This window comes from Streptomyces sp. 3211.6 (assembly GCF_003634815.1).
In the GTDB taxonomy this organism is placed as follows: domain Bacteria; phylum Actinomycetota; class Actinomycetes; order Streptomycetales; family Streptomycetaceae; genus Streptomyces; species Streptomyces katrae_A.
In genome coordinates, this window is record NZ_RBXC01000001.1 from 4,787,034 (window position 1) to 4,813,758 (window position 26,725).

The window sequence follows — 26,725 nt, forward strand, 5'->3', positions numbered from 1 at the left end:
GGGAAAACGTTGCGCTGGTGCGGGCTCGCGTGATGACATGGTACCGAGCGCTGGTTAGGCCTACCTAAGTGCGGCGCCCCGGGGTCTCAGGAGGCAGCCATGTCGGCAGCAGGAGCAGAGCGAGCGCCCGTCGTGTCCATGCGGGCCCTGCTCGCGGCGGGCGTGGCCGCCAGCGCCGTGTCCACACCGCCCGCGCGCTCGGAAGCCGGCCCCCCGGACCCCGCGCCCGAGGGCGCGGCGGACACGGAACAGGCCGCCTCCGTGGAACCGGAAGCGGCCTGACGCCTGCGACGGCCCGTACGCGGTACCCACGTACGGGTGAAAAATGTGCTCGGAAGGACCGCTGGGGAAACCCCTGGCGAGCCGGACGGCCCCCGACGGCCTACTGGACGACGATGACCTTCGAGTTGTACAGCGCGAAGGCCCACATGGCATCGCCGTCCGCACGCGACATCCGGATGCCGCCCGTCTTCTTCGCCGGGTCCGGCTGCGGCAGGGCGCCGTCCACCCGGGCGCTGAAGCCGATCCCGATGCCCTCGGTGCTGCTGGCGAAGCGGACGACGTGCTCGATCGGCACCCCGTCCGAGCCGGTGACCGTGCCCGCCCGGGAGTTGACCAGGTAGCTGCCGGGAGCCGGGTGCACCGTGCTCGGCACCACCGTGAAGGTCTTCGGGTCCTTGCCGTCCTCCGTGACCAGCCACACCCGCTTCTGCGACACCGAGTAGACCACCCGCTGCCCGGTGCCCGACTCGGCCGGCAGCTTCGCCGGCTTCGCCGCGTCCTGCTGCTGCGCCGGAGCCTGGTTCTGGGGGTTCGCCGGGGCCTGCGCGGCGGGCTTCACGGGGTGCGCGGGAGCGGTCGCGTGGGCCTGGTAGCCGAGGAACCCGATCGCCGCGATCGCCGTGACGGTGAGCCCGGCCACGATTCCCGAGCTGCTGCTTGCCACCTTGCTCCTACCTCTCCGCGCCCGCGCGTACCGGTTGCTGCCCTGTCGCCGTGCCGCCGCCGCCCCACAGCCGCTGCGGCGCCGCGCCGTACTCCCGGTCGAAAGGTAGCAGCCGGGGCCCGCCGCGACCGGCCGCAAGGCCCGGCCGCCGGGGAGTCGTAGGCTGTTCGCGTGCTCTTGCTCGCCGTAGATACCGCCACGCCCGCCGTCACCGTCGCCCTGCACGACGGGGAGTCCGTCCTGGCCGAGTCCCACCAGGTCGACGCCCGCCGCCACGGGGAGCTCCTGCTGCCCTCCGTGGACCGGGTCCTCGCCGAGGCCGGGGTGAAGCTCGAAGCCCTCACCGGCATCGTCGTCGGCGTCGGCCCCGGCCCCTACACCGGGCTGCGCGTCGGCCTGGTCACCGCCTCCACCTTCGCCTCCGTCCTCGGCATCCCCGTGCACGGCCTGTGCACCCTCGACGGGCTCGCCTACGCCGCGGGCGCCGCCGGGATCGAGGGCCCCTTCATCGTCGCCACCGACGCGCGGCGCAAGGAGGTCTACTGGGCGCGCTACGAGGACCCCCGCACCCGGGTCGGCGAGCCCGCCGTGGACCGCCCGGCCGACATCGCCGAGCAGGTCGCCGGCCTCCCGGCGGTCGGCCAGGGCGCCCGGCTCTACCCGGAGGTCTTCACCGACGCGCGCGACCCCGAGCACCAGTCGGCCGCGGCCCTCGCCGCCCTCGCCGCCGAACGCCTCGCGGCCGGCGCGGCGTTCGAGAACGCCGACGGCGTCCCGCCGGCCCCGCTCTACCTGCGCCGCCCCGACGCCCAGGTGCCGAAGAACTACAAGGTGGTCACCCCGCAGTGACGGCCCCGACCGCAGTGCTCCGCGAGATGCGCTGGTGGGACATCGCACCGGTGCTGGAACTGGAGCACGAGCTCTTCCCCGAGGACGCCTGGTCCGCCGGGATGTTCTGGTCCGAACTCGCCCACGCCCGCGGCCCGCGCGCCAGCCGCCGCTACGTCGTCGCCGAGGACCCGGACAGCGGCCGCCTGGTCGGCTACGCCGGACTGGCGGCCTCCGGCGACCTGGGCGACGTACAGACCATCGCGGCGGCCAAGGACCAGTGGGGCACCGGACTCGGCGCCCGGCTGCTCACCGAGCTGCTGCGCGCCGCGACCGCCTTCGAGTGCGCGGAGGTGCTGCTGGAGGTACGGGTCGACAACACCCGCGCCCAGCGGCTCTACGAGCGCTTCGGCTTCGAGCCGATCGGCTTCCGGCGCGGCTACTACCAGCCGGGGAACGTCGACGCGCTGGTGATGCGCCTGACCGACCCGGCCCGCACGGCTGCCGCCACTTCGACCACAGAGAATCCCGAACACCCTGAGAGCAGTGAGACCCATGGCTGACGAACCGCTCGTCCTCGGCATCGAGACCTCCTGCGACGAGACCGGCGTCGGCATCGTCCGCGGCACCACCCTGCTCGCCGACGCGGTCGCCTCCAGCGTCGACGAGCACGCCCGCTTCGGCGGCGTCGTGCCCGAGGTCGCCTCCCGGGCCCACCTCGAGGCGATGGTCCCGACCATCGAGCGCGCCCTGAAGGAAGCCGGCGTCACCGCCCGCGACCTCGACGGCATCGCCGTCACCGCCGGTCCCGGCCTCGCGGGCGCCCTGCTGGTCGGCGTCTCCGCGGCGAAGGCGTACGCGTACGCGCTCGGCAAGCCGCTGTACGGGGTCAACCACCTCGCCTCCCACATCTGCGTCGACCAGCTCGAACACGGTCCGCTGCCCGAGCCGACCATGGCCCTGCTGGTCTCCGGCGGCCACTCCTCGCTGCTGCTGGCCCCGGACATCACCAGCGACGTGCGCCCGCTGGGCGCGACCATCGACGACGCGGCGGGCGAGGCCTTCGACAAGATCGCCCGCGTGCTCCAGCTGGGCTTCCCCGGCGGGCCGGTCATCGACCGGCTGGCCAAGGAGGGCGACCCCGCGGCCATCAACTTCCCGCGCGGGCTCACCGGTTCGCGCGACCCGGCGTACGACTTCTCCTTCTCCGGCCTCAAGACGGCGGTGGCCCGCTGGATCGAGGCGAAGCGGAACGCGGGCGAGGAGGTGCCGGTGCGTGATGTGGCGGCCTCCTTCCAGGAGGCGGTGGTGGACGTGCTGACGCGCAAGGCGATCCGCGCGTGCAAGGACGAGGGCGTGGACCACCTGATGATCGGCGGTGGCGTGGCGGCCAACTCCCGGCTGCGCTCGCTGGCGCAGGAGCGGTGCGACGCCGCGGGGATCACCCTGCGTGTACCGCGGCCCAAGCTGTGCACCGACAACGGCGCCATGGTCGCCGCGCTGGGTGCGGAGATGGTCAAGCGGAACCGTCCGGCCTCGGACTGGGACCTGTCCGCGGACTCCTCCCTCCCGGTGACGGACCCCCACGTCCCGGGCACGTCCCACGAGCACGGCCACGACCACGACAACGGCCACGGTCATGGCCACGGTGGGCACTCCCACGACCACGTGCACGAGCTCAGCAAGGACAACCTCTACTCGTGAACACCGTCGCGCTGATGTGGGAGGCCCGGGCCGTCGAGGGCCGGGGCAACGAGCTGCTGGAGTGGGCCCGCGCCCAGGTCCTGGCCCGGGAGCCGCTGCGCCGCGAGGTGCTGCGCGCGCAGCAGGACCGGGTGCTCGTGATCACCTGGTGGGAGGCGCCCGAGGGCGGAGCGGCGGCGGAGCTCCCGGAGCTGCCGGAGCCCGCGGCGGACCTGATCACCCGGGCCGTGCACCGCTGGCGGTTCGAATCCGTCGAGGTCACGGAGGGCGGCTGAGCACGGGTCGAGGAGCGCTGCGGTGAAGCTCCAAGGGGCGTCGCTAGGGTCATGCGCATGCCTAGCCGCCGTGACCTGCCGCCCCCGCCGCCGCCCGCGCACCTGCGCGAGTGGCTGGACGAGCGCGTCGTACGGGCCGACCGCGCGCGCTTCCTCGCGGACCTGAGCCGCCGCAGCCTGGGCCTGGGGCGGCTGGCGCTGCTGTGGGTGCTGGCGGCGGTCTTCGCGGTGGGCTGGACCTTCGTGAGCATGGCCGTGATGACCTTCGAGTCCGGCGCCGGGCCGGAGCGCCTCTTCGGCGCCGTGTTCGCCGTGATGGGACTGGCCGTGCTGGTGCCGGCCGGCTACTGCTTCGTACGGGGCGCCCGGCAGGAGCGCCGGGTGCACCAGCTGCTGTGCGCCTGGGCCGTCGCGGACCGCGGCCCCGGCGCGGACACGGGGCTGCGCGCACCGGTCCGGAGCGCGGTGTGGCTGCTGGCCTCCCTGTCCCTGGGCGCCCTCGGCCTCTGGACGGCCTTCACCGCCGCGGCGGGCGCCCGGCCGGGGGCGGACACGGTCGGGGAGGTCGCGTACTCCATGGGCCTCGGGCTGATCCTGTGGATCACCGCCCTCCTGGGCCTGGCCAAGGCCGCCACCCACTACAGCTGGTCCCTCCGCGCCCGCACGGCCGCCCACCCGAAGCGCGCCCAGCGCGCCCAGGCCGCCCCTGCCCGCCCGGCGAAGTCCAGCCTCGCCGGCGCGTGAGGCGCGGCGCCCGCCCACCGGCCCGGCGGTAGCCGGGGGAGGCCGGGGCGCGGGGTCGGGGGCCGGGCCCGCGAACCGCTAGGCCACCGGCGAGCCGATCAGCATCGCCGGCGCCCCGCCCACCCGCGTCAGGAACACCGTCGCCGCGTTCGGCCCCGACGGCTTCACCTTCCGCCGCAGCTCCTCCGGCTCGATCGCCGACCCCCGCTTCTTCACCGTCAGCACCCCCACCTCCCGCTCCCGCAGCAGCGCCTTCAGCTTCTTCAGCCCGAACGGCAGCACGTCCGTGATCTCGTAAGCCGTCGCGTAGGGCGTGGCCCGCAGCTCGTCGGACGTGATGTACGCGATCGTCGGGTCGATCAGCCGCCCGTCCAGCCGCTCCGCCACCTCCGCCACCAGGTGCGCCCGGATCACCGCCCCGTCCGGCTCGTACAGCCAGCGCCCCACCGGGCCCGCCGCGGGATCCGGCAGCGGGTCGGCGGTGCGCAGCCCGACCGGCCCCGGCAGCAGGGTGGCCCGTACCGTCCCGGGGGCGGTGCCGAACCACAGCACGGCCTCCTTCACATCCCCGTGGTCCGAGATCCACTCCGCCTCGGCCTCCGCCGGCACCGCCTCGTGCGGGATCCCCGGCGCGATCTTGATGGCCGCGTACGTGGCCGCCCGCGCCGCCTCCACCGCCCACGACAGCGGCGGCGAGTACGACTCCGGGTCGAAGATCCGCCCGCGCCCGCCGCGCCGCGCCGGGTCGATGAAGACGGCGTCGTACGAGGAGACGTCGACCGTCGTCACGTCCGCCTCCCGGACCTCGATCAGGTCCGCCAGCCCCAGCGCCTCCGCGTTGGCCCGCGCGACCGCCACCGTCAGCGGGTCGAGGTCCACCGCCAGCACCCGGATCCCGCGCCGCGCCAGCGCCAGCGCGTCCCCGCCGATCCCGCAGCACAGGTCCGCGACGCTCCGTACGCCCAGCCCGGCCAGCCGCTCGGCCCGGTACGAGGCCACGGACGCGCGGGTGGCCATCTCCCCGCCGCCGGGGGTGAAGAACATCCGGAACGCGTCCTCGGCCCCGAACTTCGCCACCGCCCGCTGCCTCAGCCGGGCCTGGCCCAGCGCGGCCGACACCAGCCCGGCGGGGTGCTCGCGGCGCAGCCGGGTGGCCACGGCCAGCTCCTGGGCGGGGTCGTAGTCGCGGAGCGAGTCGAGGAGGGCGCGCCCCTCGGGGGTGAGGAGCGCGGCGAAGTCTTCGGGAGTCACGGCTCCATTGTCGGCCAGTCGGTGGAAGGGGGGACCGCGGTCGTGGTGTCGACCGGGGAGCCGCGCCGGGCGGTGCAAGGATCCGCGCTATGCAGCTTGTACGACAAAAGGGAAATCCCTCGCAGTTTGGTCACCGGTCCGCGGCACGCCCGCGCGGCCGGTACGGGGTGGCCGCGGCAGCGCTGCTGGTCGCCGCCCTGGGCACGGGGTGCGGCGCCGCCGACCCGGGGACGCCCGTCAAGGGCAAGCCGGGCCACGCCGCCGCCGAGGCCGGCCCGGGCGCGGCAGGCGCCCTCGCCAACTCCGCCGAGCAGCAGAAGGCCGCCCAGCAGGCGCGCGCCGCCATGGCCAAGAAGTGGGGCCTCGCCAAGACCCCGCTCGCGGCCCCGCCCGGACCCAGGACGAAGCCGGAGATCACCGCGCGGGAGGGCTTCGAGGTCGAGGGGCAGGACGAGCTGCCCCCGGTCTTCACCACCGTCCCGACCGAGGACAAGGTCGTCTTCCTGACGGTCGACGACGGGGCCGAGAAGGACCCCGAGTTCATCCGGATGATGCAGGAGCTGAAGATCCCGTACACGGCGTTCCTCAGCGACTACCTCGTGCGGGACAACTACCCGTACTTCAAGCAGATGCAGGACGCGGGCGTCACCCTGGACAACCACACCCTCAACCACCGCTACCTGCCCGGCCTCAACTACGAGCAGCAGCGCGAGGAGATCTGCGGGCAGCAGGACACCATCCAGAAGCAGTTCGGCAAGCGGCCCCAGCTGTTCCGGCCGCCGTACGGGAACTACAACCAGGACACGCTGCGGGCGGCGAAGTCCTGTGGCATCAAGGCGGTCCCCCTGTGGAACGCGGAGGCCTTCCCGAACCGGATGGACTACCGTGAATGGGACAGGGACCTGCACCCCGGGGACATCATCCTCACGCACTTCCGGGGCCGCGAGGACTGGAAGGGCACGATGCCTGACATGATCCGTCATGTCATGAAGACCGTCACGGACAAGGGGTACGCCGTGGCCCGCCTGGAGGATTACCTGTGAAGTACGCGCGCCGGCTGGTAGCCGGGACGCTGACGGCCGGCGCGCTCGCGCTGTCCCTGTCGGGATGCGGGAACAGCGTGGATCCCATCGAGAGACTGGGCCGCAAGGCCGGGCAGACGCCGGGGGCCCCGTCGGCCTCCCCGTCCGCCCCGGCCTCCGCGGCCGCCTCCGCCCAGGCGGGCACCCCGGGGGACGAGGCGTACCGCAAGTGGGGGCTGACCGCCCCGCTGCAGTACGCCCCGAAGCCCGCGCAGAAGCCCCAACTCCCGAAGCCGGCGGGCCCGGGCAAGCCGGTGGTCGTGGACCGAATACCCGTGGCTCCGAACGACAAGGTCGTCTTCCTGACCTTCGACGACGGCGCGGAGAAGGACCCCGAGTTCCTGAAGATGGCGGCCGACCTCAAGCTGCCGATCGGCATGTTCCTGACGGACAACGTGGCGTCGTCGGACTACGGCTACTTCGAGAAGCTCCGCGACAACGGCTCCGGCAGCACGATAAACAACCACACGCTGACGCACCCCAACATGCGCACGCTGGCGTTCGCGGCGCAGAAGAAGGAGATATGCGGCCAGCAGGAGCGCTTGGAGAAGCGCTTCGGCAAGCGTCCGGTCCTGTTCCGCCCGCCCTTCGGCAACTACAACGACGACACCCTGAAGGCCGCCTCGGAGTGCGGTATCAACACGGTCGTGCTGTGGCGGGCGTCGATGCAGATAAACGACTTCCAGTACGCCGAGGGCTCGGCCCTCAAACCCGGCGACATCATCCTGGCCCACTTCCGCGGCCCGTCGGAACTCAAGGGCGCGACGGAAATCCACATGGCGACGAAGATGCTCCAGCACATACAGGAGCAGGGGTACAAGATCGGCCGCCTGGAGGACTACCTGTAGGGGGGTGGGCGTCGCGGCTGGGGAGCTGGGGCGGGCTCCCGCTGGGCGGGGACTGGGCGGCGGAGCGGGGGTGGGGGTGGTCGGGGTTCCGGCGGGGCGGTCTCAGGGATGGGTTGGGGGTTTCCCGTCAGTCTCATCGTCCTTCCGCGTCGGGCCGCCCTGTCAAGGGCGCTCCTTCGTCGCGTCGCTTCGCGATCGCCTACGGCGACCCTTGACAGACCGTCCCGCCGCGAAATGCCGAAGACTGCCGGGAAACCCCCAAAGGAACGGGACGGACGTTTATGGGACATCCGGCGGAATCAGCGACCAGGCGGGATGGTCGGGGGCCGCCTCGCCGGGCATCCGGGCCGACGAGCCAATGAATGGGGGCCGCGATTCGCGCCAGATCGCTACGCGCTCCTCTCGTCTCAGCGTCCGACGGCCGTCTGGGGCCGCTGCCCGCAGGGAAGGACGACGGATCCGGCATCCGGGGCCGGTGGGCGCGACAAATCGCTACGCGCTCCTCGAATTCCGGCGTCCGCGACCCGTCTGGGGCTGCTACCCGCACCCAAGGGCGACGGGATCGGCATCGGAGCTCGCCAGGCGCGTCAGATCGCTACGCGCTCCTCGGATTCCGGCGTCTGGCGGCCGTCTTGGGCTGCTACCTGCACCAAATGCCGACCGGATGGACATCCGGGGCCGGTGGACGCCCCAGATCGCTACGCGCTCCTCTCGGCTCGGCGTCCGACGGTTCTCTTGGGCTGGTCAGCGCGGGGAGAGGAGGCAGAACTCGTTGCCTTCCGGGTCGGCGAGGATCGTCCAGGAGATGGCGGACTGGTCGATGCCGGGGTCGGTGGCTCCCAGGGCGCGCAGCCGGGCCGCCTCTGCGGCCAGGTCGTCACCGGAGTAGGGGGCGACGTCGAGGTGGACGCGGTTCCACACGCTCTTGGTGTCCGGGGTGCGGATGAATTCCAGGTAGGGGCCGACCCCTTGGGCGGATCGCATGGTCGCCTGGTCGTCGGTGACCTGGTGCACCGTCCAGTCCATCGCTTCGCCCCAGAACCGTGCCATCTCGCGCGGGTCGGTGGAGTCGACCACCACGGCGGCGATCGGCCCGGTGTCGCGGTAGATCTCCCGGGGTTCCAGGACGCAGAACTCGTTGCCCTCCGGATCGGCCATGACCGTCCAGGGGACGTCGCCCTGGCCCACGTCGGCCAGGGTGGCGCCGAGGTCCTTCAGCCGAGCGACCAACTCCGCCTGATGGGCGGCCGAGGTGGTGGCCAGATCAAGGTGCACCCGGTTCTTGACCGTCTTGGGCTCCGGCCGGGCGATGATGTCGACGCACACGGCCACGGGGTCGGGGTAGGCGAACCCCACGGGTTCGAGGTTGGTCACGCCGGGCCCCTCGCTGTCGATACCCCAGCCGAGCGCCTCCGCCCAGAACCGGCCGAGTGCGGTGTCGTCCTGGGCCTTCATGTTGATCTGCACAAGTCGCGTTGCCATGCAGCAGATCCTAGAAGTCGATCTACGGCGCCCACCGGCCCCGGATGCCCATCCGGTCGGCATTTGGTGCAGGTAGCAGCCCAAGACGGCCGCCGGACGCCGGATTTCGAGGAGCGCGTAGCGATCTGACGCGCCTGGCGAGCTCCGATGCCGATCCCGTCGCCCTTGGGTGCGGGTAGCAGCCCCAGACGGGTCGCGGACGCCGGAATTCGAGGAGCGCGTAGCGATTTGTCGCGCCCACCGGCCCCGGATGCCGGATCCGTCGTCCTTCCCTGCGGGCAGCGGCCCCAGGCGGGCGTCGGACGCTGAGACGGGAGGAGCGCGTAGCGATCTGTCGCGAATCGCGGCCCCGATTGCTGCCGATATCGGCCCGGATGCTTGGCGAGGCGGCCCCCGACCATCCCGCCTGGTCGCTGATTCCGCCGGATGTCCCATGAACGTCCGTCCCGTTCCTTTGGGGGTTTCCCGGCAGTCTTCGGCATTTCGCGGCGGGACGGTCTGTCAAGGGTCGCCGTAGGCGATCGCGAAGCGACGCGACGAAGGAGCGCCCTTGACAGGGCGGCCCGACGCGGAAGGACGATGAGACTGACGGGAAAGCCCCAACCCCTCTCTGAGACCGTCCAGCTGGAACCCGGTCATCCCCCGCACCGGTCCGCTATCCGGTTCCGCCCCGCGCGGACCCCGCCGTGAGGCGGGTGGGCAGCCACCGACCCGCCCCCTACCCCTCGAGGGGGAAAAAGCCGGCCCCCGCCCCTACCCCACCACCCCCGCCACCACCGGGGTGATGGTCGTTTCCGCCGGGCCTCGGGCGTCCGCCTCCCTCTGGCGTTCCGCGCTGTCGCTGATGCGGAGGAGGAGGGCGATCATGATCCAGTTGGCCAGCAGTGACGAGCCGCCCTTCGCCAGGAAGGGCAGGGCCTTGCCGGTCAGGGGGATCAGGCCCGTGACGCCGCCCGCGACCACGAAGACCTGGAGCGCCAGCGCCGACGCCAGGCCGATCGCCAGCAGCTTGCCGAACGGGTCACGCGCGGCCAGGGCCATCCGCAGGCCCCGCTGGACGAGCAGGGCGTACAGCAGCAGGACGGCCATGACCCCCGCCAGGCCGAGCTCCTCGCCCACCGTCGTCAGGATGAAGTCGCTGCGCCCCGCGAACTTGATCAGCTCGGGGTGGCCCATTCCCAGGCCGGTGCCCGAGACGCCGCCCGTGCCGAAGCTGAACAGGGCCTGCGCCGACTGGTCGGAGGTGACCCCGGGCGGGCGGTTCTCCCAGTAGTACGACAGCGGGTTGAGCCAGGCCGCCACGCGTGCCTTCACGTGCGGCTCGGTCGAGCCGACCACGAAGGCGCCGCCCGCCGCCAGGACCAGGCCGCACACGATCCAGCTGGTGCGCTCGGTGGCGACGTACAGCATCACCACGAAGACGCCGAAGAAGATCAGCGAGGTCCCCAGGTCGCGTTCGAAGACCAGCACGAGCAGCGAGATGATCCACACCGTGATGATCGGTCCGAGCTGGCGCATCGGCGGCAGCCGCATGCCCAGGAACTTCCGGCCCGCCAGTGCCAGCGAGTCGCGGTGGATGACCAGGTACCCCGCGAAGAAGGTCGCGATCATGATCTTCACGAACTCGCCCGGCTGGAGCGAGAACCCGAACAGGATGATCCAGCGCTTCGCGCCGTACGTGTCCGCGCCGAAGAACGCCGGCGCGATCAGCAGCACCAGCGCCACGGCCATCGTGATGTAGATGAACCGCTGGAGCAGCCGGTGGTCCCGCAGCAGCGCCACCACCAGCAGGCAGGCGGCGACCCCGACCACCGTCCACATCAGCTGGCCGGGAGCGTTCGCGTCCGACCCGTAGCGCTCGATGTACCCCTGGTCGAGCCGGTGGATCAGGACGAGGCCCAGCCCGGTCAGCAGCATCGCGAGCGGGAAGATCAGCGGGTCCGCGTACGCCGCGAACCGGCGGATGCCCAGGTGTCCCACCAGCGAGAGCAGCGACATGCTGATCACGAAGCTGGTGAGGTGCTGCGGCAGCTCGCCGTTCATGGCCAGGCCCGCGCTCACGTGCCCGAAGACGGCGATGCCGACGACGAACACCAGCAGGAGTGCTTCGGTCCGGCGGCGGGCACCCGCCACCGTCAGCGGCCTCAGTCCACGCACGGAACGCCGCCACCGTCGATGGTGTCCTGCCGCGCCTGCGGAGGGGGCGGAGGAGCGGCCGACGGGGATGACGCCGTGGAGGGCGAGGAGGGGGAAAGAGACGCGGCGCCCGGTGCACTCGGGGTCGCAGTGGCGGTCTGGGGACCGATCTGCTCGGCAATGAGGCGCTTTATCTTCATATCATCTATGACGTTGGTGTCCTCCCCATGGTTCCTTGCGAAGCCCGAAGCCCTCGATGGGGAGTGTCGAAAATTGCACTTTTCCGCCAGGAACGCCTGCCTGAGAGCGGGGGCTCAGCGCCTCCGCGACGGGATCCGCAGCTCCAGCAGCGCGCCCCCGCCCGGCGCGCCCAGGGCGCGGACGCCGCCCCCGTGGGCCCGGGCGATCTCGCGGGCGATCGGCAGGCCCAGGCCGGTGCCGCCGCTGGCCCGGCCCCGGTCCGCGTCGAGCCGTACGAAGCGCTCGAAGACCCGGGCCCGGTCCGCCTCCGGGATCCCCGGACCGTCGTCGGCCACCTCCAGCACCGCCCACCCGTCCCGCGCGGCGGCCCGCACCACGACCTGGCCCCGCGCGTACCTCAGGGCGTTGTCCACCAGGTTGCCCAGCGCCCGCTCCAGCCGCGCCGCGTCCCCGTACGCCGGGACCGGCGCCGGTGCCTCCACCCGCAGCGGCACCCGGGGCGCGGGGCGGCGTGCCGCGTCCTCCGCCGCCAGCAGCGCCAGGTCCACCGGCTCGGGCCGCGGCGCGGGTCCGCCGTCGAGGCGGGCCAGGAGCAGCAGGTCGGCGGCGATCCGCTGGAGCCGGTCGGTGTCGGCCAGCGCGGCCTCCACCGACGCCCGGTCGGGCCGCTCCATGGCCAGGGCCACCTCCAGCCGGGAGCGGACGGCGGCCAGCGGGTTGCGCAGTTCGTGCGAGGCGTCGGCGGTGAACTGCCGCTGCCGGGCGTCGGAGCGCTCCAGCCGGTCGAGGGTGTCGTTGACGGTCCGTGCCAGCTGGGCGATCTCGTCGGCGCCGCCCGGGTCGGGGACGCGGCGGTCCAGCTCGCTCGCGGTGACCGCGGCCAGCCCGGAGCGGATCGCGGTGACGGGGCGCAGCGCGTGCCCGGTGGCCCACCAGGCCAGCGCCGCGGCGAAGGCGATCATCGGCGGCGCCCCGGCGAGCAGTGCGACCGCGACGGCGCGGGTGGCGTCGTCCACGTCCCCGAGCACGGTCAGCGCGTACACGGTGTGCGGGGCGGCGGCGTCGTGCGCCCCGGGCGGGCCGGGGGCCTCGACCGCGACGACCACGCGCCGCTGCCCGCCGGGGTGCGCGGGGGGCAGGACGGCCGACCGGGAGTCCTGCCCGGGGCCGGGGCGGAGCCCGTCGAGGCGGGGGATGTCCCGGGGTTCCCCGCCGGCGGCGGTGCTCGCGACGGTCCGGCCCTGTGCGTCGCGTACGAGGACCAGGTCGACCCCGCCCTCCGGCGCGGGCAGCCGGCCGCCGGGCGGGAGGGTGCGGGTGTCGGCCTGGGCGGCGGTCTTCCGTGCGGCGAGCTCGGTGCGGCCGGTGGTGTTGTCGAGGAGGTTGCCGCGCATGAGGGTGTAGAGCCACAGTCCGCCGGTGGCGAGCACGGCGGCCATCGCGACCGCGGCGGCGAGCGCGGTCCGGGCGCGGAGGCTGCTGACCAAGGTCGACCGCCCTCAGCCGCCGTCGGGGGCCATGCGGTAGCCCGTGCCGTGGACGGTGAGGATGGAGCGGCGGCCGAAGGGGGCGTCGATCTTCTTGCGCAGGGAGGAGACGTAGACCTCGACGATGTTCGGGTCGATGCCGTGGGGGGAGTCCCACACCTCGTCGAGGATGTCCTGCTTGGCGACGGCCCTGCCGGGGCGCTCCATCAGGCAGGCGAGCACGCCGAGCTCGCGGGCGGTGAGCTCGATGTCCTGCGCGCCGCGGCGGCAGCGGCGGTCGTGCGGGTCGAGGACCAGGTCCCCGGCGCGGAGCACGGCGGGCGCGGGCCCGGGGCCGGCGGCGCGGCGGGCGAGGGCGCGCAGGCGGGCGCCGAGCACGACGAAGGAGAAGGGCTTGGTGAGGTAGTCGTCGGCCCCGGCGTCGAGACCGTCGGCCTCGTCGTACTCGCCGTCCTTGGCGGTGAGCATCAGGACGGGGGTGGGGTCGCCGTGGGCGCGCATCCGGGTGCAGATCTCGGCGCCGCCGGGGCCGGGCAGCATGAGGTCCAGCAGCACGACGTCGTAGGGGCCGCCGGTGAGGGCCAGCTCCAGCCCGCGGTGCCCGTCGTGGGCGACCTCGACGCGGTGGCCCTCGGCGGACAGGCCCTGCCACAGGGACTCGGCCAGGTTCTCTTCGTCTTCCACGACCAGGATGCGCACGGGGCAAGCCTCACACAGGGCGCGATGGCGGGCCTGCGCCCCGGCCCCCGTGCCGAATGAGCCAAACGGGTCGTCCAGCGGCCGGATCCGGTGGGAGTGGCGGCCTGTGTTGGCACTCCGCTTGACCGAGTGCTAATCGCCGGAATAGTGTCACACCTGGCACTCGCCACCGGTGAGTGCCAACACAGCGACAGGCAGGTCCGGCACCCGCGACGACGGATCGACCTGGTCGCCACCTCAGACAGTTAACCCCGGATCTCCGAAGGGGGAGGTCGGATCGTGACGACCGCCAGCTCCAAGGTTGCCATCAAGCCGCTTGAGGACCGCATCGTGGTCCAGCCGCTCGACGCCGAGCAGACCACGGCCTCCGGCCTGGTCATCCCGGACACCGCGAAGGAGAAGCCCCAGGAGGGCGTCGTCCTCGCGGTCGGCCCGGGCCGCTTCGAGGACGGCCAGCGTCTTCCGCTGGACGTCTCCGTCGGCGACATCGTGCTGTACAGCAAGTACGGCGGCACCGAAGTGAAGTACAGCGGCGAGGAGTACCTCGTCCTCTCGGCCCGCGACGTGCTCGCGATCGTCGAGAAGTAATCACTTCTCACGCATTGCTTTGAACTGCGCCCCTGGTCACCCCGCTGATTGCCGGGCGGCGAGGGGCGCGGTTCGTTAAACCCGAGTTTTCGAGAGGGCTGAACCGCTCCCATGGCGAAGATCCTGAAGTTCGACGAGGACGCCCGTCGCGCCCTCGAGCGCGGCGTCAACAAGCTTGCCGACACGGTGAAGGTGACGATCGGTCCCAAGGGCCGCAACGTCGTCATCGACAAGAAGTTCGGCGCCCCCACCATCACCAACGACGGTGTCACCATCGCCCGCGAGGTCGAGCTGGACGACCCGTACGAGAACCTCGGCGCCCAGCTCGTGAAGGAGGTGGCGACCAAGACCAACGACATCGCGGGTGACGGCACCACCACCGCCACCGTGCTCGCCCAGGCGCTCGTCCGCGAGGGTCTGCGCAACGTCGCCGCCGGCGCCTCCCCGGCCGCCCTGAAGAAGGGCATCGACGCCGCGGTCAAGGCCGTGTCCGAGGAGCTCCTCGCGACCGCCCGCCCGATCGAGGACAAGTCGGACATCGCCGCCGTGGCCGCGCTCTCCGCGCAGGACTCGCAGGTCGGCGAGCTCATCGCCGAGGCGATGGACAAGGTCGGCAAGGACGGTGTCATCACCGTCGAGGAGTCCAACGCCTTCGGCCTGGAGCTGGAGTTCACCGAGGGCATGGCCTTCGACAAGGGCTACCTCTCCCCGTACATGGTCACCGACCAGGAGCGTATGGAGGCCGTCCTCGACGACCCGTACATCCTGATCAACCAGGGCAAGATCTCCTCCATCCAGGACCTCCTGCCGCTGCTGGAGAAGGTCATCCAGGCGGGTGGCTCCAAGCCGCTGCTGATCATCGCCGAGGACGTCGAGGGCGAGGCCCTTTCCACCCTCGTCGTCAACAAGATCCGCGGCACCTTCAACGCGGTCGCCGTCAAGGCCCCGGGCTTCGGCGACCGCCGCAAGGCGATGCTCCAGGACATGGCCACCCTCACCGGTGCCACCGTCATCGCCGAGGAGGTCGGCCTCAAGCTCGACCAGGCCGGTCTGGACGTCCTCGGTTCCGCGCGCCGCGTGACCATCTCCAAGGACGACACGACCATCGTCGACGGTGGCGGCAACGCCGCCGACGTCGCGGGCCGCGTCAACCAGATCAAGGCCGAGATCGAGTCCACGGACTCCGACTGGGACCGCGAGAAGCTGCAGGAGCGCCTGGCGAAGCTCGCCGGCGGCGTCTGCGTCATCAAGGTCGGCGCCGCCACCGAGGTGGAGCTCAAGGAGAAGAAGCACCGTCTCGAGGACGCCATCTCCGCGACCCGCGCCGCGGTCGAGGAGGGCATCGTCTCCGGCGGTGGCTCCGCGCTCGTCCACGCCGTCAAGGTCCTCGAGGGCAACCTCGGCCTGACCGGCGACGAGGGCACGGGTGTGGCGGTCGTCCGCCGCGCCGCCGTCGAGCCGCTGCGCTGGATCGCCGAGAACGCCGGCCTCGAGGGCTACGTCATCACCTCGAAGGTGGCGGAGCTGGAGAAGGGCAACGGCTTCAACGCCGCCACCGGCGAGTACGGCGACCTGGTCAAGGCCGGCGTCATCGACCCGGTCAAGGTCACCCGCTCCGCGCTGGAGAACGCCGCTTCCATCGCCTCCCTGCTGCTCACGACCGAGACCCTGGTCGTCGAGAAGCCGGCGGAGGAAGAGGGCGACGCCGGTCACGGCCACGGTCACGGTCACAGCCACTGAGGCCGTCGCCGCTGAGCGCTAGCTGAACGAGAAGGCCCTGGTCACCGCTGCGACGCGGGGGTGACCAGGGCCTCTTGCGTGCCGGCCTACTCGGGCATCATGCCCATCTGCCGCATCAGGCTCGGGGCGTCGTAGTACCACCAGCCCTCGGCGATCTGGCCGTTGTCGAGACGGAAGGTCGTACATCCCGACATCGTCACTTCCTTGCCGGTCGGGGCGACCCCCATGAACGGGCCCTTCTGGTTGCCCTTCCAGTTCCAGAGGGTCGTGACGCAGTCGCCTTCGGCGATCTGCCGGGTCTGCTCGAAGGAGAAGTCGAAGGCTTCCCTCCACGTGCTGATGGTCTGCCGCATGCCGTCGCGGCCGTCGCTCTGGCCCTCGCTCTCCATGATGTCGTGGTCCTTGTAGTCCGCCGCCAGGCACTCGTCCAGGACGGCGAAGTCGCCCTTGAGGATGCACTCCTCGAACATCCGGTTCACGACGAGCTTGTTGAGGTACTCGTCGCGCACCACGTCGAGGTTCATGAACTTGGGCATTCCCTCGCAGAGCGCGACCATCTCCTGGAACATCCGGTCGGTCTCGGGGAGGTGGGAGTTCTTCATCGCCTCCTCGTACGAGGGGAATTCGACGAGGTCCACGTAGTGGGTCTGGGAGTCGCGGTCCCTGCCGATCATGGTGTGGGTGACCGTGCGCTTCCCGCTGGTCTGTTCCGCGTAGCGGTCGATGAGGGCGTTCATCTCGTCGAACCGCCTGGTCTCGTAATCGATTACCTGTACGAACGTCATCGCGTCGCCTCCCCGGGGTGGATGGGACACGTCCAGTTTAGGGAGATTTCACCCTTTTGCCGCGATTACCGACGGGTCATACGGACACCCCGGGGCCTGCCTCCCGCACCCCGCCGCGTCTACTGCGGCCCGTACTTGCGCCCCGTCCGGGAGGAGACCCCGCCGAGCAGCCCGCGCGGCGTCAGCTTCACCACGCCCATCAGCGCCTTGTACCGCGGGTCCGGGATCGAGACCGTCTTCCCGCGCGCCAGGTCGGCCAGCGCGGCGGCCACCAGCTTGTCGGCGTCGAGCCACAGCCAGCCCGGGATGTTGTCGGTGCCCATCCCGGCCCGCTGGTGGAACTCGGTCCGCACGAAGCCCGGGCACAGCGCCATCAGCCGCACCCCGGACCCCGCCAGGTCCCGGGCCGCGCCCTGGGTGAACTGCACGACCCAGGCCTTGCTGGCGCCGTAGGTGCCGCGCGGGACGAAGGCGGCCACCGAGGCCACGTTCACGACCCCGCCGCGGCCGCGCGAGCGCATCGAGGCCGTGGCCGCCGAGGTCAGCCGCAGCACCGCCTCGATGTGCACCTTCAGCATGGCCAGCTCGTCGGCCATGGAGACCTCCAGGTAGCGGCCCTTGTTGCCGAACCCGGCGTTGTTGACCAGCAGGTCCACCGGGTGCGTACGGTCCCCGAGGCGGGTCTCGACCGCCGCGATGCCCTCCTCCGTGGACAGGTCGGCGGCCAGGACCTCGGCCTCGATGCCGTGCCGGTCGTGCAGCTCGGTGGCCTGCTCGGCCAGCCGCTTCGTGTCCCGGGCCACCAGGACGAGGTTGTGGCCCTGGGCGGCGAGCCGCCGGGCGAAGGCGGCGCCGATGCCCGCCGTGGATCCAGTGATCAACGCAGTCGTCATGTGCGCAAAATAGCCGCCCGGGCCCTGCGCCCCCACCCTGCGGGGCCCGTTCCCAAAGGTCCGGCCGAAGATTGCGGCCGGAGCAAAAGGCGGGCTTATGCTCGAAGGGTGATTGAGGCACGCCACCTGCGGATCCTGCGCGCTGTCGCCGGGACCGGTTCCTTCTCCGCCGCCGCCCGCGAGCTCGGCTGCACCCAGCCCGCCGTCTCCCAGCAGATGAAGGCCCTGGAACAGTCGGCCGGCACCCCGCTGCTGGTCCGTACGGGCCGCGAGATGCGGCTGACCCAGGCGGGGGAAGCGCTCGTGCGGCACGCCGCCGGGATCCTGGCCGGGCTGACCGCCGCCGAGGAGGAGGTCGCCGCCATCGCCGGGCTGCGCGCCGGGCGGGTGCGGCTCGTCTCCTTCCCCAGCGGCAGTTCCACGCTGGTGCCGACCGCGCTCGCGGCGATGCGCGCCGAGCACCCGGGCACCCGCATCTCCCTGGTGGAGGCGGAGCCGCCGCGTTCGGTGGAGATGCTGCGCGAGGGGGACTGCGACCTGGCGCTGGCCTTCCGCTACGGCGGGGCGGCGGCCGTGGCCGAGTGGGAGGACCTCGTGGTCACCCCGCTGCTGACCGACCGGCTCGTCGGGCTGGTGCCCGAGGGGCACCGGCTGGCCGGTGCCGGGCGGGTGCGCATGGCCGAGCTGGCCGACGAGCCGTGGATCGCGGGCTGTCCGCGCTGCCGCCGCCATCTGGTGGAGGTGTGCGAGGGCGCGGGCTTCACCCCGCGCATCGACTTCGCCACCGACGACTACCCGGCCGTGGTCGGACTGGTCGGCGCGGGGCTGGGCGTGGCGGTGCTGCCGGAGCTGGCGGTGGAGTCCGTGCGGGCCAAGGGGGTGAGCGCCCTGGCGGTGGAGCCGGCGGTGGAGCGGGAGGTCGTGGCGCTGACGCTGCCCGACCTGGCCCGCGTGCCGGCGGTGGCGGCGACCCTGGGGGAGCTGGTGCGGGCCGCCGCCCGCTGACGGTCAGTGGGGGGCGATCGGGCCGATCGTGCTGGAGGCGGGGATCAGGCGGTGCCGCGCGCGGCCCATCAGCTCCTCGCGTTCGTCCTCGGTGAGGCCGCCCCACACCCCGTAGGGCTCGCGGACGGCGAGTGCGTGCGCGGCGCATTCCGCGCGCACCGGGCAGCGCATGCAGACCTCTTTAGCCGAGGCCTCGCGCGCACTCCTGGCCGCGCCCCGCTCACCCTCCGGGTGGAAGAAGAGGGAGCTGTCGACCCCTCGGCAGGCTGCCAGCAGCTGCCAGTCCCAGAGGTCGGCGTTCGGTCCGGGGAGGCGGGAGAAATCTGCCATGGGTAGTCCTCTTGGTGCCGGTACTGAGGCGGATACGGTCCATGTCTCCACACCTACTGTCGTAGTAGATGTAAATATGACTCATTGGGAATCTAGCCTCAGGCACATGCAAAACGGAAGGAAAGCCGCCAAATAGGGCATAGCTCCAGATGGAGGGCGCGCGACGGGGTGGCTCCAGCGCTGTGATCGCTTCCTCACGTAGAGTGCCGAAGGTGTCCGTCCGACCCGTAACTCTTTCGAGTGACCATCGTTGAGAGAGCGAGTGCGGTTGAAACGAGAAGTTCCCGGACAGATGTCCGAGGACGTCGACCGCACAGGTGACGATACGTACCAGCCTGGAGGCTCAAGGTGACGCGCATCAGCAGCTGCGGAGGGCGGTCATGACTTCCGTCCTCGTCTGCGACGACTCCCCGCTTGCCCGAGAGGCGCTCCGTCGCGCGGTTGCCACCGTGCCCGGCGTCGAGCGTGTGACGACGGCTGCCAACGGCGAGGAAGTCCTCCGCCGCTGGGGTGCCGACCGGTCCGACCTGATTCTGATGGACGTACGGATGCCCGGCCTCGGCGGTGTCGAGACCGTGCGCCGGCTCCTGTCCGCCGACCCGGGCGCCCGCATCATCATGCTGACGGTCGCCGAGGACCTGGACGGCGTGGCCCTCGCGGTCGCCGCCGGCGCCCGCGGCTACCTGCACAAGGACGCCTCGCGCGCCGAACTGCGGGCCACGGTCACCCAGGCGCTCGCCGACCCGACCTGGCGGCTGGCCCCGCGCCGGCTGCGCTCGGCGGAGATGGGCGCCGCGCCCACCCTCACCGCGCGCGAGATCCAGGTGCTGGAGGGCATGAGCCACGGCCGGTCCAACGCGGAGATCGGGCGCGAGCTCTTCCTCTCCGAGGACACGGTCAAGACGCACGCCCGCAGGCTCTTCAAGAAGCTCGGCGCCTCGGACCGGGCGCACGCCGTGGCGCTCGGCTTCCGCTGGGGTCTCGTCCGCTGACCGCGGGAGGGGCGTCCGGCTGACCGGAGCGGTCCCGTCCGCCGGTGGGCGGGCGGGGCGGCAGGCTCGCCGGGGGAGACGGGGCGGGAAAGTCCCGTCCCGACCGGTGTCCCGCCGGGGATTGACGGGGCACAATCCAGGGGACGTGTCGCTTCGGGCGCGATGCCGCATCCTTGATGGTGTGCCGCATTCTTGGAGAGGTCGAGTCCTCGGGGACGACGATTCGGGCCGAGCGGAGGGGAGGGCGCAGAAGATGGGTTCCGGCGCACCCGCTCATAACGCTTCGACGCACAACACGGACCGCGATGCCACGAACGCTCCGGCGCCAAGGCACCATGGATTGATGCGCGACGACGAGGCCCTGGGGTCATCCCCGGCCACAGGCCCCACCGGCGCCGCCAAAGGCGGCAACGCCGGGCCCGTCAGTGCGCTCGTACGCCGCGCGGTCGACGGTGACGAACAGGCCACGCACGATCTGCTGGCCTTCGTGCACCCCCTCGCCATCCGCTACTGCCGCACCCGGCTGTCGCGGCTCCCGGGTGATGCCCGCCACTTCGTCGAGGACCTGGCGCAGGAGGTGTGCGTCGCCGTCCTGATGGCGCTGCCCCGCTACCGGGACACCGGCCGTCCCTTCGAGGCGTTCGTCTTCGCCATCGCCGCGCACAAGGTCGCCGACCTCCAGCGGGCCGCCATGCGGCACCCCGGGAGCACGGCCGTCCCGTCCGACGAGATGCCGGAGCGGCCGGACGACTCGCTCGGCCCGGAGGAGCGGGCGCTGCTCAGCAGTGACGCCGCCTGGGCCAAGAAGCTGCTGGCCAACCTGCCGGAGAACCAGCGCGAGCTGCTCGTGCTGCGTGTGGCCGTCGGGCTGACCGCCGAGGAGACCGGCCAGATGCTCGGCATGTCCCCGGGCGCGGTGCGGGTCGCGCAGCACCGGGCGCTGAGCCGGCTGCGGGCGCTCGCGGAGCAGTGAGCCCGGTGTTTTCCGTCGTAGGAAGCTACGAATCTTCTGGTTGACCTTGGTCGTGGAATGAGACGCCTCGGTATCCCGTTAGCATGGACATCCGCGCTGAGCAAGACCATTTGGGAAGGTGTCATGACCGACAGCGGTTCGACTGGAGTGCCCGACAAATTCGCCGCGCTCGGACTGACCTACGACGACGTGCTGCTGCTGCCGGGCGCGTCGGACATGGCTCCGGACGAGATCGACACTTCCTCCCTCATCTCGCGCAACGTCCGTGTGAACGTTCCGCTGCTTTCCGCGGCCATGGACAAGGTCACCGAGTCCCGGATGGCCATCGCGATGGCCCGCCAGGGCGGCGTCGGCGTCCTGCACCGCAACCTCTCCATCGCCGACCAGGCCAACCAGGTCGACCTGGTCAAGCGCTCCGAGTCCGGCATGGTCACCGACCCGATCACGGTCCACCCGGACGCGACGCTGCGCGAGGCCGACGAGCTCTGCGCGAAGTTCCGCATCTCCGGCGTCCCGGTCACCGACTCCGCCGGCAAGCTGCTCGGCATCGTCACCAACCGCGACATGGCCTTCGAGTCGGACCGCAGCCGCCAGGTGCGCGAGGTCATGACCCCGATGCCGCTGGTCACGGGCAAGGTCGGCATCTCCGGCGTGGACGCCATGGAGCTGCTGCGCCGCCACAAGATCGAGAAGCTTCCGCTGGTCGACGAGGCGGGCATCCTCAAGGGCCTCATCACGGTCAAGGACTTCGTCAAGGCGGAGAAGTACCCGAACGCCGCCAAGGACAAGGACGGCCGCCTGCTGGTCGGCGCCGCCGTCGGCGTCGCCGGTGACGCCTACGAGCGCGCCCAGGCCCTGATCGAAGCGGGCGCCGACTTCATCGTCGTCGACACCGCCCACGGCCACTCCCGCCTGGTCGGCGACATGGTCGCCAAGATCAAGTCGAACTCCTCCGTCGACGTCATCGGCGGCAACGTCGCCACCCGCGACGGCGCCCAGGCCCTGATCGACTCGGGCGTCGACGGCATCAAGGTCGGCGTCGGCCCCGGCTCCATCTGCACCACCCGCGTCGTCGCCGGCATCGGCGTCCCGCAGGTCACCGCGATCTACGAGGCCTCGCTGGCCGCCAAGGCCGCGGGCGTCCCCGTCATCGGCGACGGCGGCCTCCAGTACTCCGGCGACATCGCCAAGGCCCTGGTCGCGGGCGCCGACACGGTGATGCTCGGCTCGCTGCTCGCGGGCTGCGAGGAGTCCCCGGGCGAGCTGCTGTTCATCAACGGCAAGCAGTTCAAGTCGTACCGCGGCATGGGCTCGCTCGGCGCCATGCAGTCCCGCGGCGACCGCAAGTCCTTCTCCAAGGACCGCTACTTCCAGGAGGGGGTCGGCGGCGACGACAAGCTGATCCCCGAGGGCATCGAGGGCCAGGTGCCCTACCGCGGCCCGCTGTCCGCGGTGGTCCACCAGCTCGTCGGCGGCCTGCGCCAGTCGATGTTCTACGTCGGCGGCCGCACGGTGCCGGAGCTCCAGGACCGCGGCCGGTTCGTCCGGATCACCTCGGCGGGCCTCAAGGAGAGCCACCCGCACGACATCCAGATGACGGTGGAAGCGCCGAACTACAGCCGCCAGGGCTGAACACGATGACCGCCCGGAGGGGCGGGCCCGCCCGGGCCCGCCCCTCCGGCGCGTCCGCGCACGCCCCGCACGCTGCGCGCGTGCGTCCGTACAGCGGTCACCGGAACGCGGGTCCCCGGGGTTCGGGGATACTGGACGGGCAGACCCAGAGGAAAGGCCACCACACGTGACTGAGATCGAGATCGGGCGCGGCAAGCGCGGCCGCCGGGCGTACGCCTTCGACGACATCGCCATCGTCCCCAGCCGGCGTACGCGGGACCCGAAGGAGGTCTCGATCGCCTGGCAGATCGACGCGTACCGCTTCGAGCTCCCCTTCCTGGCCGCCCCCATGGACTCCGTGGTCTCCCCGCAGACCGCCATCCGCATCGGCGAGCTCGGCGGCCTCGGCGTGCTGAACCTCGAGGGCCTGTGGACCCGCTACGAGGACCCGCAGCCGCTGCTCGACGAGATCGCGGAGCTGGACGAGGACGCCGCCACCCGGCGCCTCCAGGAGATCTACGCCGCGCCGATCCAGGCCGACCTGATCCGGCAGCGGATCAAGGAGGTGCGCGACTCGGGTGTCGTCACCGCCGCCGCGCTCTCCCCGCAGCGCACCGCCGAGTTCTCCAAGGCCGTCGTGGACGCGGGCGTCGACATCTTCGTCATCCGCGGCACCACCGTGTCGGCGGAGCACGTCTCGGGCGCGGCCGAGCCGCTGAACCTCAAGCAGTTCATCTACGAGCTCGACGTCCCGGTCATCGTCGGCGGCTGCGCCACCTACACGGCGGCCCTGCACCTGATGCGCACCGGCGCGGCGGGCGTCCTCGTCGGCTTCGGCGGCGGCGCCGCGCACACCACGCGCAACGTCCTCGGCATCCAGGTCCCGATGGCCACGGCCGTCGCGGACGTGGCCGCGGCCCGCCGCGACTACATGGACGAGTCCGGCGGCCGGTACGTGCACGTCATCGCCGACGGCGGGGTGGGCTGGTCGGGTGACATCCCCAAGGCCGTGGCCTGCGGCGCCGACGCCGTGATGATGGGCTCCCCGCTGGCCCGTGCCACGGACGCGCCCGGCCGGGGCAACCACTGGGGCATGGAGGCCGTCCACGAGGACGTGCCGCGCGGCAAGAAGGTCAACCTGGGCACGGTCGGCACCACCGAGGAGATCCTCACCGGCCCGTCGCACACCCCGGACGGCTCGATGAACCTCTTCGGCGCCCTGCGCCGCTCGATGGCCACGACCGGCTACAGCGAGCTCAAGGAGTTCCAGCGCGTCGAGGTCACGGTCGCGGACTCCCAGCACCGCCGCTGACCCGTCTGCCCGTACACACGCCGGAGGGCCGGCACCCCGAGCGGGGTGCCGGCCCTCCGGCGTGTTTCAGCCGAGCCCGCGTTGACGGCGGCGCAGCAGGACGGCCCACGGGATCAGGAACACCGCCGCGAGGATCCAGATGATGACCAGGCCCTCCCACTCGTCGGAGCCCTGGGCATCCGGCTCGGAGACCATGGCGAGGGCGGCGATGGCCGCGAAGGCGCCGGACAGCAGCGCGGGGATGCCGAGCAGCCACAGCACCGCGGTGAGCCAGGCCTCGCGGGGCTGCGGCCCCTTCGGTGCGGCCGCCGCCGCCGGGCGGGGCTGCGGGATGCGGGACGGGTCGCGGGGCGGCATGCGCACCACCACGGCGGGCGGGACGCCGGCGTCCACGGGAGCCAGTTCGGCCGCCGTGATCCCGAACAGGGTCGGCTCGACCGTGATGCTGAAACCGTCGTGGCCCACGAGGTGGCGGCCGCCGTCCGGGTAGACCTGCATCAGGGAGCACTCGGCGTACCGGACGGTCAGCCGGCCGTTCGGGCGGACCACGCTGAGCCCGTCGTGTGCCACGAGCAGGGTGGTGTCGCGGTCCTCCACCGCGGAGTAGCGCCGTCCGGTGACGAAGTCCTCCGACCCGGTGGGGGCCTCGGTGAGCCCGGCCCAGTCCACGCCCCGGCCCGGGACCTGCATGAGGGCGCTCGCCCACACCTCGCGCGCGATCCGCTGGAGGTCGGCGACGGTGACCGCCTCGATCTCGGCGCGGGACTCGGCGTAGCTGAGGGACGGGTGGCGCAGCAGCAGGTTCATCGCCTCGGAGGGGAGCTTGGCCATGGCCGGCTCCGGATGGTCGAACTGGCTGAGCACGGAGGTGCGCACGGCCGCCAGGTCGGCCTGCTCGATGCGGCCGGCGCGGAGTTTGGCGAGGACGTCGACGAAGGCGCCGATCATCGCGTCCTGCTTCTCGGGCAGGGCGTCGGCGTACGCGGTGAGGGTCGCCCAGTCGGTGTCCCGCGGGCTGTAGTCGGCGGCCGCGGTGTAGGAGTAGCCGCCCTTCTGGCGCAGTTCGCGGAAGAGCTCCCTGCCGAGGAGCTCGGCGAACAGGCTGCCCGCGGTCGAGCGGGGGATGACGGAGGTCAGTACGGCCACGCCGTCGGGGCCCCGGAAGTAGGCGGGCGTGGTGGGCAGGGCGGAGGTGGGCTGCGGGGCGGGCCGCCACTGGCCGGTGGGGAGGGTGAGGTCGAGCCCCTCGGGGAGGGTGTCGCTGGTGATCCACAGGACGGCGTTCTCGGCGGTGAACCAGGTGGCGGCCCAGTCGTGGACGTCGGCGGGCGTGAGCCGGTGCAGTCCGGACTCGCCGTAGCTGGTCAGGCCGTAGCCCCGGGAGCCGTAGCGCCACAGGGGCATGTCGTGGGCGGGGCCCTGGGAGCGGTGGGCGGCCTCGGTGCGCAGGATCTCCTTCTCGGTCGCCAGCCGGTGCAGGGGCAGGTTGCGCAGGGCGGCGCAGACGCCGTTGAGGTACTCGGCCACGTCGGCGGGGGTGCCGGTGACGTGGAAGTGGGTGTAGGTGGAGGCGGTCGCGCCGTTGTAGTGCAGGTCGCTCAGGCCGTGGTGGTGCAGGGCGAGGTGCTCGACCAGGTGGGTGACACCGCTGGTGGCGAGGGTCTCGTCGGCGCGGCCGACGCGGAAGAGCAGGCCCGCGGTCACGGGGCCGGAGCCGGGCGCGAGGACGGTCCGGATGCCGTTGACGGTGGTGTGGGTGATGCCGTCTTCGGTGGTGTGGCCGTACGGGGTTTCCGTGGTCATGGTGGTCTTCCTCAGCCCTGGGCCAGGGCGGTCTTGCGGTGACGGGCGAACACGGCCGAGTGGTCCGCGCCGAGGTAGCTCCAGGGGAACTCGGTGGTGCGGTCGCCGAGGGCGCGGAAGTGCGGGGCGGCGTCGGCGTGGCGGCCCGCGGCGCTGTGGGCGGTGGCGAAGGCGCTGTGGGCGCCGACGTAGGTGAAGGAGTCGGTACGGGCGGCCGGGTGCAGGACGGAGCGGGCGGCGGCATGCAGCAGCGCGGTGTGCTGGATGGGCTCGCGCAGATACGTTTCGGCGGCGCGGGTGTTCTGGTCCCGCTGGATCTCCAGGTACCGCTCCATCTGGGCGACGGCGACCAGTGCTCCCTGCGGGCCGCCCTCGGGCGCGGCTTCGGCGCAGGCACGGGCGAAGCCCTCGGCCGCCTCCCAGCTGCCGCCCCACTTCGGGCAGAGCTGCTGGAGCAGCTGGGACTGGCCCGAGTAGTGGTGGGGGTGGTATTCGGCGAGCCGCTCGTAGCGGCGCCGGGCCTCGCCCTGGCCCAGTTCGAGCCCGCGCGCGGTGGTGATGCGCAGGTACCAGGCGAGGGCGTACGCCGGGTACTCGGCGCAGACGTCGATGAGCAGGACCTCGGCGTGCCGCAGGTGCGCGTGGAAGGAGTCGAACTGCTGGCGGCTCACGTGCTCGGCGCGCGCGCCGCTGCGGATCTCCCAGCCGGCCTGGATCAGGTGGTTGGCGTAGAGCGTGCGGAAGAGCGGGTGGCCAGGGTGGCCGGCCGCGGTCTCGCGGAGGAAGTCCCCGCAGCCGGGGGTCTCCGCCACGGTCCAGGAGGCGCTGGCGCGGGCGTCCTCGTCGGGCAGGGCTTCGAAAGCGGCGGCGACGGACTTCGCGTCGCGGAACTGGACTGCCGAGCGCAGGACGGCCAGGTCCCGGATGTACTCGGTGGGTTCGGTGAGCGGCCGGCCGAGCGGCGGCGTGAGAGCAGACACGCCGCGGATCATATGACCGGCGCCGCGGAT

26 protein-coding genes are annotated in these 26,725 nt (G+C 72.1%); 15 read left to right on the plus strand and 11 right to left on the minus strand.

Going from position 1 to position 26,725, the window contains the following annotated elements; genetic code table 11:
* Positions 1-99: 99 nt before the first annotated feature.
* Positions 100-282 carry a hypothetical protein gene (locus tag BX286_RS36130; RefSeq protein ID WP_123995442.1) on the plus strand — a complete coding sequence of 61 codons (183 nt, stop codon included), beginning with the start codon at positions 100-102 and terminating at the stop codon, positions 280-282.
* A 100-nt stretch (positions 283-382) separates the two neighbouring features.
* Here BX286_RS36130 and BX286_RS22270 read toward each other — a convergent pair whose 3' ends face one another.
* Positions 383-946: a hypothetical protein gene (locus tag BX286_RS22270; protein ID WP_121016121.1), complete on the minus strand. Its 564-nt coding sequence runs from the start codon at positions 944-946 to the stop codon at positions 383-385.
* A gap of 171 nt (positions 947-1,117) precedes the next feature.
* On the opposite strand from BX286_RS22270, the gene tsaB reads away from it, so the two are divergent.
* The 5 genes from tsaB to BX286_RS22295 are packed head-to-tail and all read left to right on the plus strand — an operon-like array spanning position 1,118 to position 4,497.
* Complete coding sequence (gene tsaB, locus BX286_RS22275) at positions 1,118-1,795, plus strand: tRNA (adenosine(37)-N6)-threonylcarbamoyltransferase complex dimerization subunit type 1 TsaB (protein ID WP_121016123.1); 678 nt, start codon at positions 1,118-1,120, stop codon at positions 1,793-1,795.
* Entirely contained in the window at positions 1,792-2,337 is a 546-nt protein-coding gene (gene rimI / locus BX286_RS22280; RefSeq protein WP_079429322.1) for a ribosomal protein S18-alanine N-acetyltransferase, read from the plus strand. Before tsaB ends, rimI begins: the two co-directional genes overlap by 4 nt.
* Positions 2,330-3,478, plus strand: a complete 1,149-nt coding sequence (gene tsaD / locus BX286_RS22285) for a tRNA (adenosine(37)-N6)-threonylcarbamoyltransferase complex transferase subunit TsaD (RefSeq protein ID WP_079429323.1) — start codon at positions 2,330-2,332, stop codon at positions 3,476-3,478. The genes rimI and tsaD overlap by 8 nt, the downstream gene beginning before the upstream one ends.
* Positions 3,475-3,753, plus strand: a complete 279-nt coding sequence (locus BX286_RS22290) for a hypothetical protein (RefSeq protein ID WP_237293053.1) — start codon at positions 3,475-3,477, stop codon at positions 3,751-3,753. Before tsaD ends, BX286_RS22290 begins: the two co-directional genes overlap by 4 nt.
* Positions 3,754-3,810: 57 nt before the next feature.
* Positions 3,811-4,497 carry a hypothetical protein gene (locus tag BX286_RS22295; protein WP_185117201.1) on the plus strand — a complete coding sequence of 229 codons (687 nt, stop codon included), beginning with the start codon at positions 3,811-3,813 and terminating at the stop codon, positions 4,495-4,497.
* 78 nt (positions 4,498-4,575) lie between these two features.
* Here the strand turns inward: BX286_RS22295 and BX286_RS22300 are convergent, their stop codons facing one another.
* Positions 4,576-5,748, minus strand: coding sequence for a THUMP-like domain-containing protein (locus BX286_RS22300; protein ID WP_100863067.1), 1,173 nt, complete (start codon positions 5,746-5,748; stop codon positions 4,576-4,578).
* Between the two features lie 89 nt (positions 5,749-5,837).
* On the opposite strand from BX286_RS22300, the gene BX286_RS22305 reads away from it, so the two are divergent.
* Together BX286_RS22305 and BX286_RS22310 are read left to right on the plus strand one after the other, a co-directional pair.
* A complete protein-coding gene (locus BX286_RS22305; RefSeq protein WP_398898795.1) occupies positions 5,838-6,791 on the plus strand; it encodes a polysaccharide deacetylase family protein in 954 nt (317 codons plus the stop codon).
* Positions 6,788-7,678: a polysaccharide deacetylase family protein gene (locus BX286_RS22310; RefSeq protein ID WP_237293056.1), complete on the plus strand. Its 891-nt coding sequence runs from the start codon at positions 6,788-6,790 to the stop codon at positions 7,676-7,678. Before BX286_RS22305 ends, BX286_RS22310 begins: the two co-directional genes overlap by 4 nt.
* A 744-nt stretch (positions 7,679-8,422) precedes the next feature.
* Here BX286_RS22310 and BX286_RS22320 read toward each other — a convergent pair.
* From BX286_RS22320 to BX286_RS22340, 4 genes are all read right to left on the minus strand, one after another.
* Positions 8,423-9,160 (minus strand): VOC family protein, encoded by a 738-nt coding sequence (locus BX286_RS22320; protein ID WP_121016127.1) that lies wholly within the window; start codon positions 9,158-9,160, stop codon positions 8,423-8,425.
* A gap of 753 nt (positions 9,161-9,913) precedes the next feature.
* A complete protein-coding gene (locus BX286_RS22330) occupies positions 9,914-11,317 on the minus strand; it encodes an FtsW/RodA/SpoVE family cell cycle protein (RefSeq protein WP_100863065.1) in 1,404 nt (467 codons plus the stop codon).
* A gap of 293 nt (positions 11,318-11,610) precedes the next feature.
* Positions 11,611-12,984 (minus strand): HAMP domain-containing sensor histidine kinase, encoded by a 1,374-nt coding sequence (locus BX286_RS22335; protein ID WP_121016129.1) that lies wholly within the window; start codon positions 12,982-12,984, stop codon positions 11,611-11,613.
* Between the two features lie 12 nt (positions 12,985-12,996).
* Positions 12,997-13,683: a response regulator transcription factor gene (locus BX286_RS22340; protein WP_121016131.1), complete on the minus strand. Its 687-nt coding sequence runs from the start codon at positions 13,681-13,683 to the stop codon at positions 12,997-12,999.
* A 279-nt stretch (positions 13,684-13,962) separates the two neighbouring features.
* Here BX286_RS22340 and groES point away from each other — a divergent pair, with 279 nt between their 5' ends.
* Together groES and groL are read left to right on the plus strand one after the other, a co-directional pair.
* Positions 13,963-14,271 carry a co-chaperone GroES gene (gene groES / locus BX286_RS22345; RefSeq protein WP_030230757.1) on the plus strand — a complete coding sequence of 103 codons (309 nt, stop codon included), beginning with the start codon at positions 13,963-13,965 and terminating at the stop codon, positions 14,269-14,271.
* Between the two features lie 111 nt (positions 14,272-14,382).
* A complete protein-coding gene (gene groL, locus BX286_RS22350) occupies positions 14,383-16,011 on the plus strand; it encodes a chaperonin GroEL (protein WP_079429331.1) in 1,629 nt (542 codons plus the stop codon).
* Between the two features lie 86 nt (positions 16,012-16,097).
* Here the strand turns inward: groL and BX286_RS22355 are convergent, their stop codons facing one another.
* Together BX286_RS22355 and BX286_RS22360 are read right to left on the minus strand one after the other, a co-directional pair.
* Positions 16,098-16,796, minus strand: coding sequence for an ester cyclase (locus tag BX286_RS22355; protein WP_079429332.1), 699 nt, complete (start codon positions 16,794-16,796; stop codon positions 16,098-16,100).
* Positions 16,797-16,915: 119 nt separating this feature from the next.
* The gene (locus BX286_RS22360; protein ID WP_079429333.1) at positions 16,916-17,689 is read right to left on the minus strand and encodes an SDR family oxidoreductase; all 774 of its coding nucleotides are present in this window, start codon (positions 17,687-17,689) and stop codon (positions 16,916-16,918) included.
* A gap of 108 nt (positions 17,690-17,797) precedes the next feature.
* Here BX286_RS22360 and BX286_RS22365 point away from each other — a divergent pair, with 108 nt between their 5' ends.
* Positions 17,798-18,694 carry a LysR family transcriptional regulator gene (locus BX286_RS22365; protein ID WP_079429334.1) on the plus strand — a complete coding sequence of 299 codons (897 nt, stop codon included), beginning with the start codon at positions 17,798-17,800 and terminating at the stop codon, positions 18,692-18,694.
* 3 nt (positions 18,695-18,697) lie between these two features.
* Here the strand turns inward: BX286_RS22365 and BX286_RS22370 are convergent, their stop codons facing one another.
* Positions 18,698-19,024, minus strand: a complete 327-nt coding sequence (locus BX286_RS22370) for a WhiB family transcriptional regulator (RefSeq protein WP_079429335.1) — start codon at positions 19,022-19,024, stop codon at positions 18,698-18,700.
* A gap of 380 nt (positions 19,025-19,404) precedes the next feature.
* On the opposite strand from BX286_RS22370, the gene BX286_RS22375 reads away from it, so the two are divergent.
* The 4 genes from BX286_RS22375 to BX286_RS22390 all read left to right on the plus strand — a co-directional run bounded on the left by BX286_RS22375 (position 19,405) and on the right by BX286_RS22390 (position 23,912).
* Positions 19,405-20,016 carry a response regulator transcription factor gene (locus tag BX286_RS22375; RefSeq protein WP_003948568.1) on the plus strand — a complete coding sequence of 204 codons (612 nt, stop codon included), beginning with the start codon at positions 19,405-19,407 and terminating at the stop codon, positions 20,014-20,016.
* Between the two features lie 343 nt (positions 20,017-20,359).
* The gene (locus tag BX286_RS22380) at positions 20,360-20,989 is read left to right on the plus strand and encodes a sigma-70 family RNA polymerase sigma factor (RefSeq protein ID WP_079429336.1); all 630 of its coding nucleotides are present in this window, start codon (positions 20,360-20,362) and stop codon (positions 20,987-20,989) included.
* 123 nt (positions 20,990-21,112) lie between these two features.
* Positions 21,113-22,621, plus strand: coding sequence for an IMP dehydrogenase (gene guaB, locus BX286_RS22385; protein ID WP_079429337.1), 1,509 nt, complete (start codon positions 21,113-21,115; stop codon positions 22,619-22,621).
* Between the two features lie 166 nt (positions 22,622-22,787).
* Entirely contained in the window at positions 22,788-23,912 is a 1,125-nt protein-coding gene (locus tag BX286_RS22390; protein ID WP_079429338.1) for a GuaB3 family IMP dehydrogenase-related protein, read from the plus strand.
* A 66-nt stretch (positions 23,913-23,978) separates the two neighbouring features.
* Here BX286_RS22390 and BX286_RS22395 read toward each other — a convergent pair whose 3' ends face one another.
* Both BX286_RS22395 and BX286_RS22400 read right to left on the minus strand, forming a co-directional pair.
* Positions 23,979-25,715 (minus strand): pitrilysin family protein, encoded by a 1,737-nt coding sequence (locus BX286_RS22395; protein ID WP_100863063.1) that lies wholly within the window; start codon positions 25,713-25,715, stop codon positions 23,979-23,981.
* Between the two features lie 11 nt (positions 25,716-25,726).
* Entirely contained in the window at positions 25,727-26,695 is a 969-nt protein-coding gene (locus BX286_RS22400; protein WP_148710290.1) for a hypothetical protein, read from the minus strand.
* Positions 26,696-26,725: the final 30 nt, after the last annotated feature.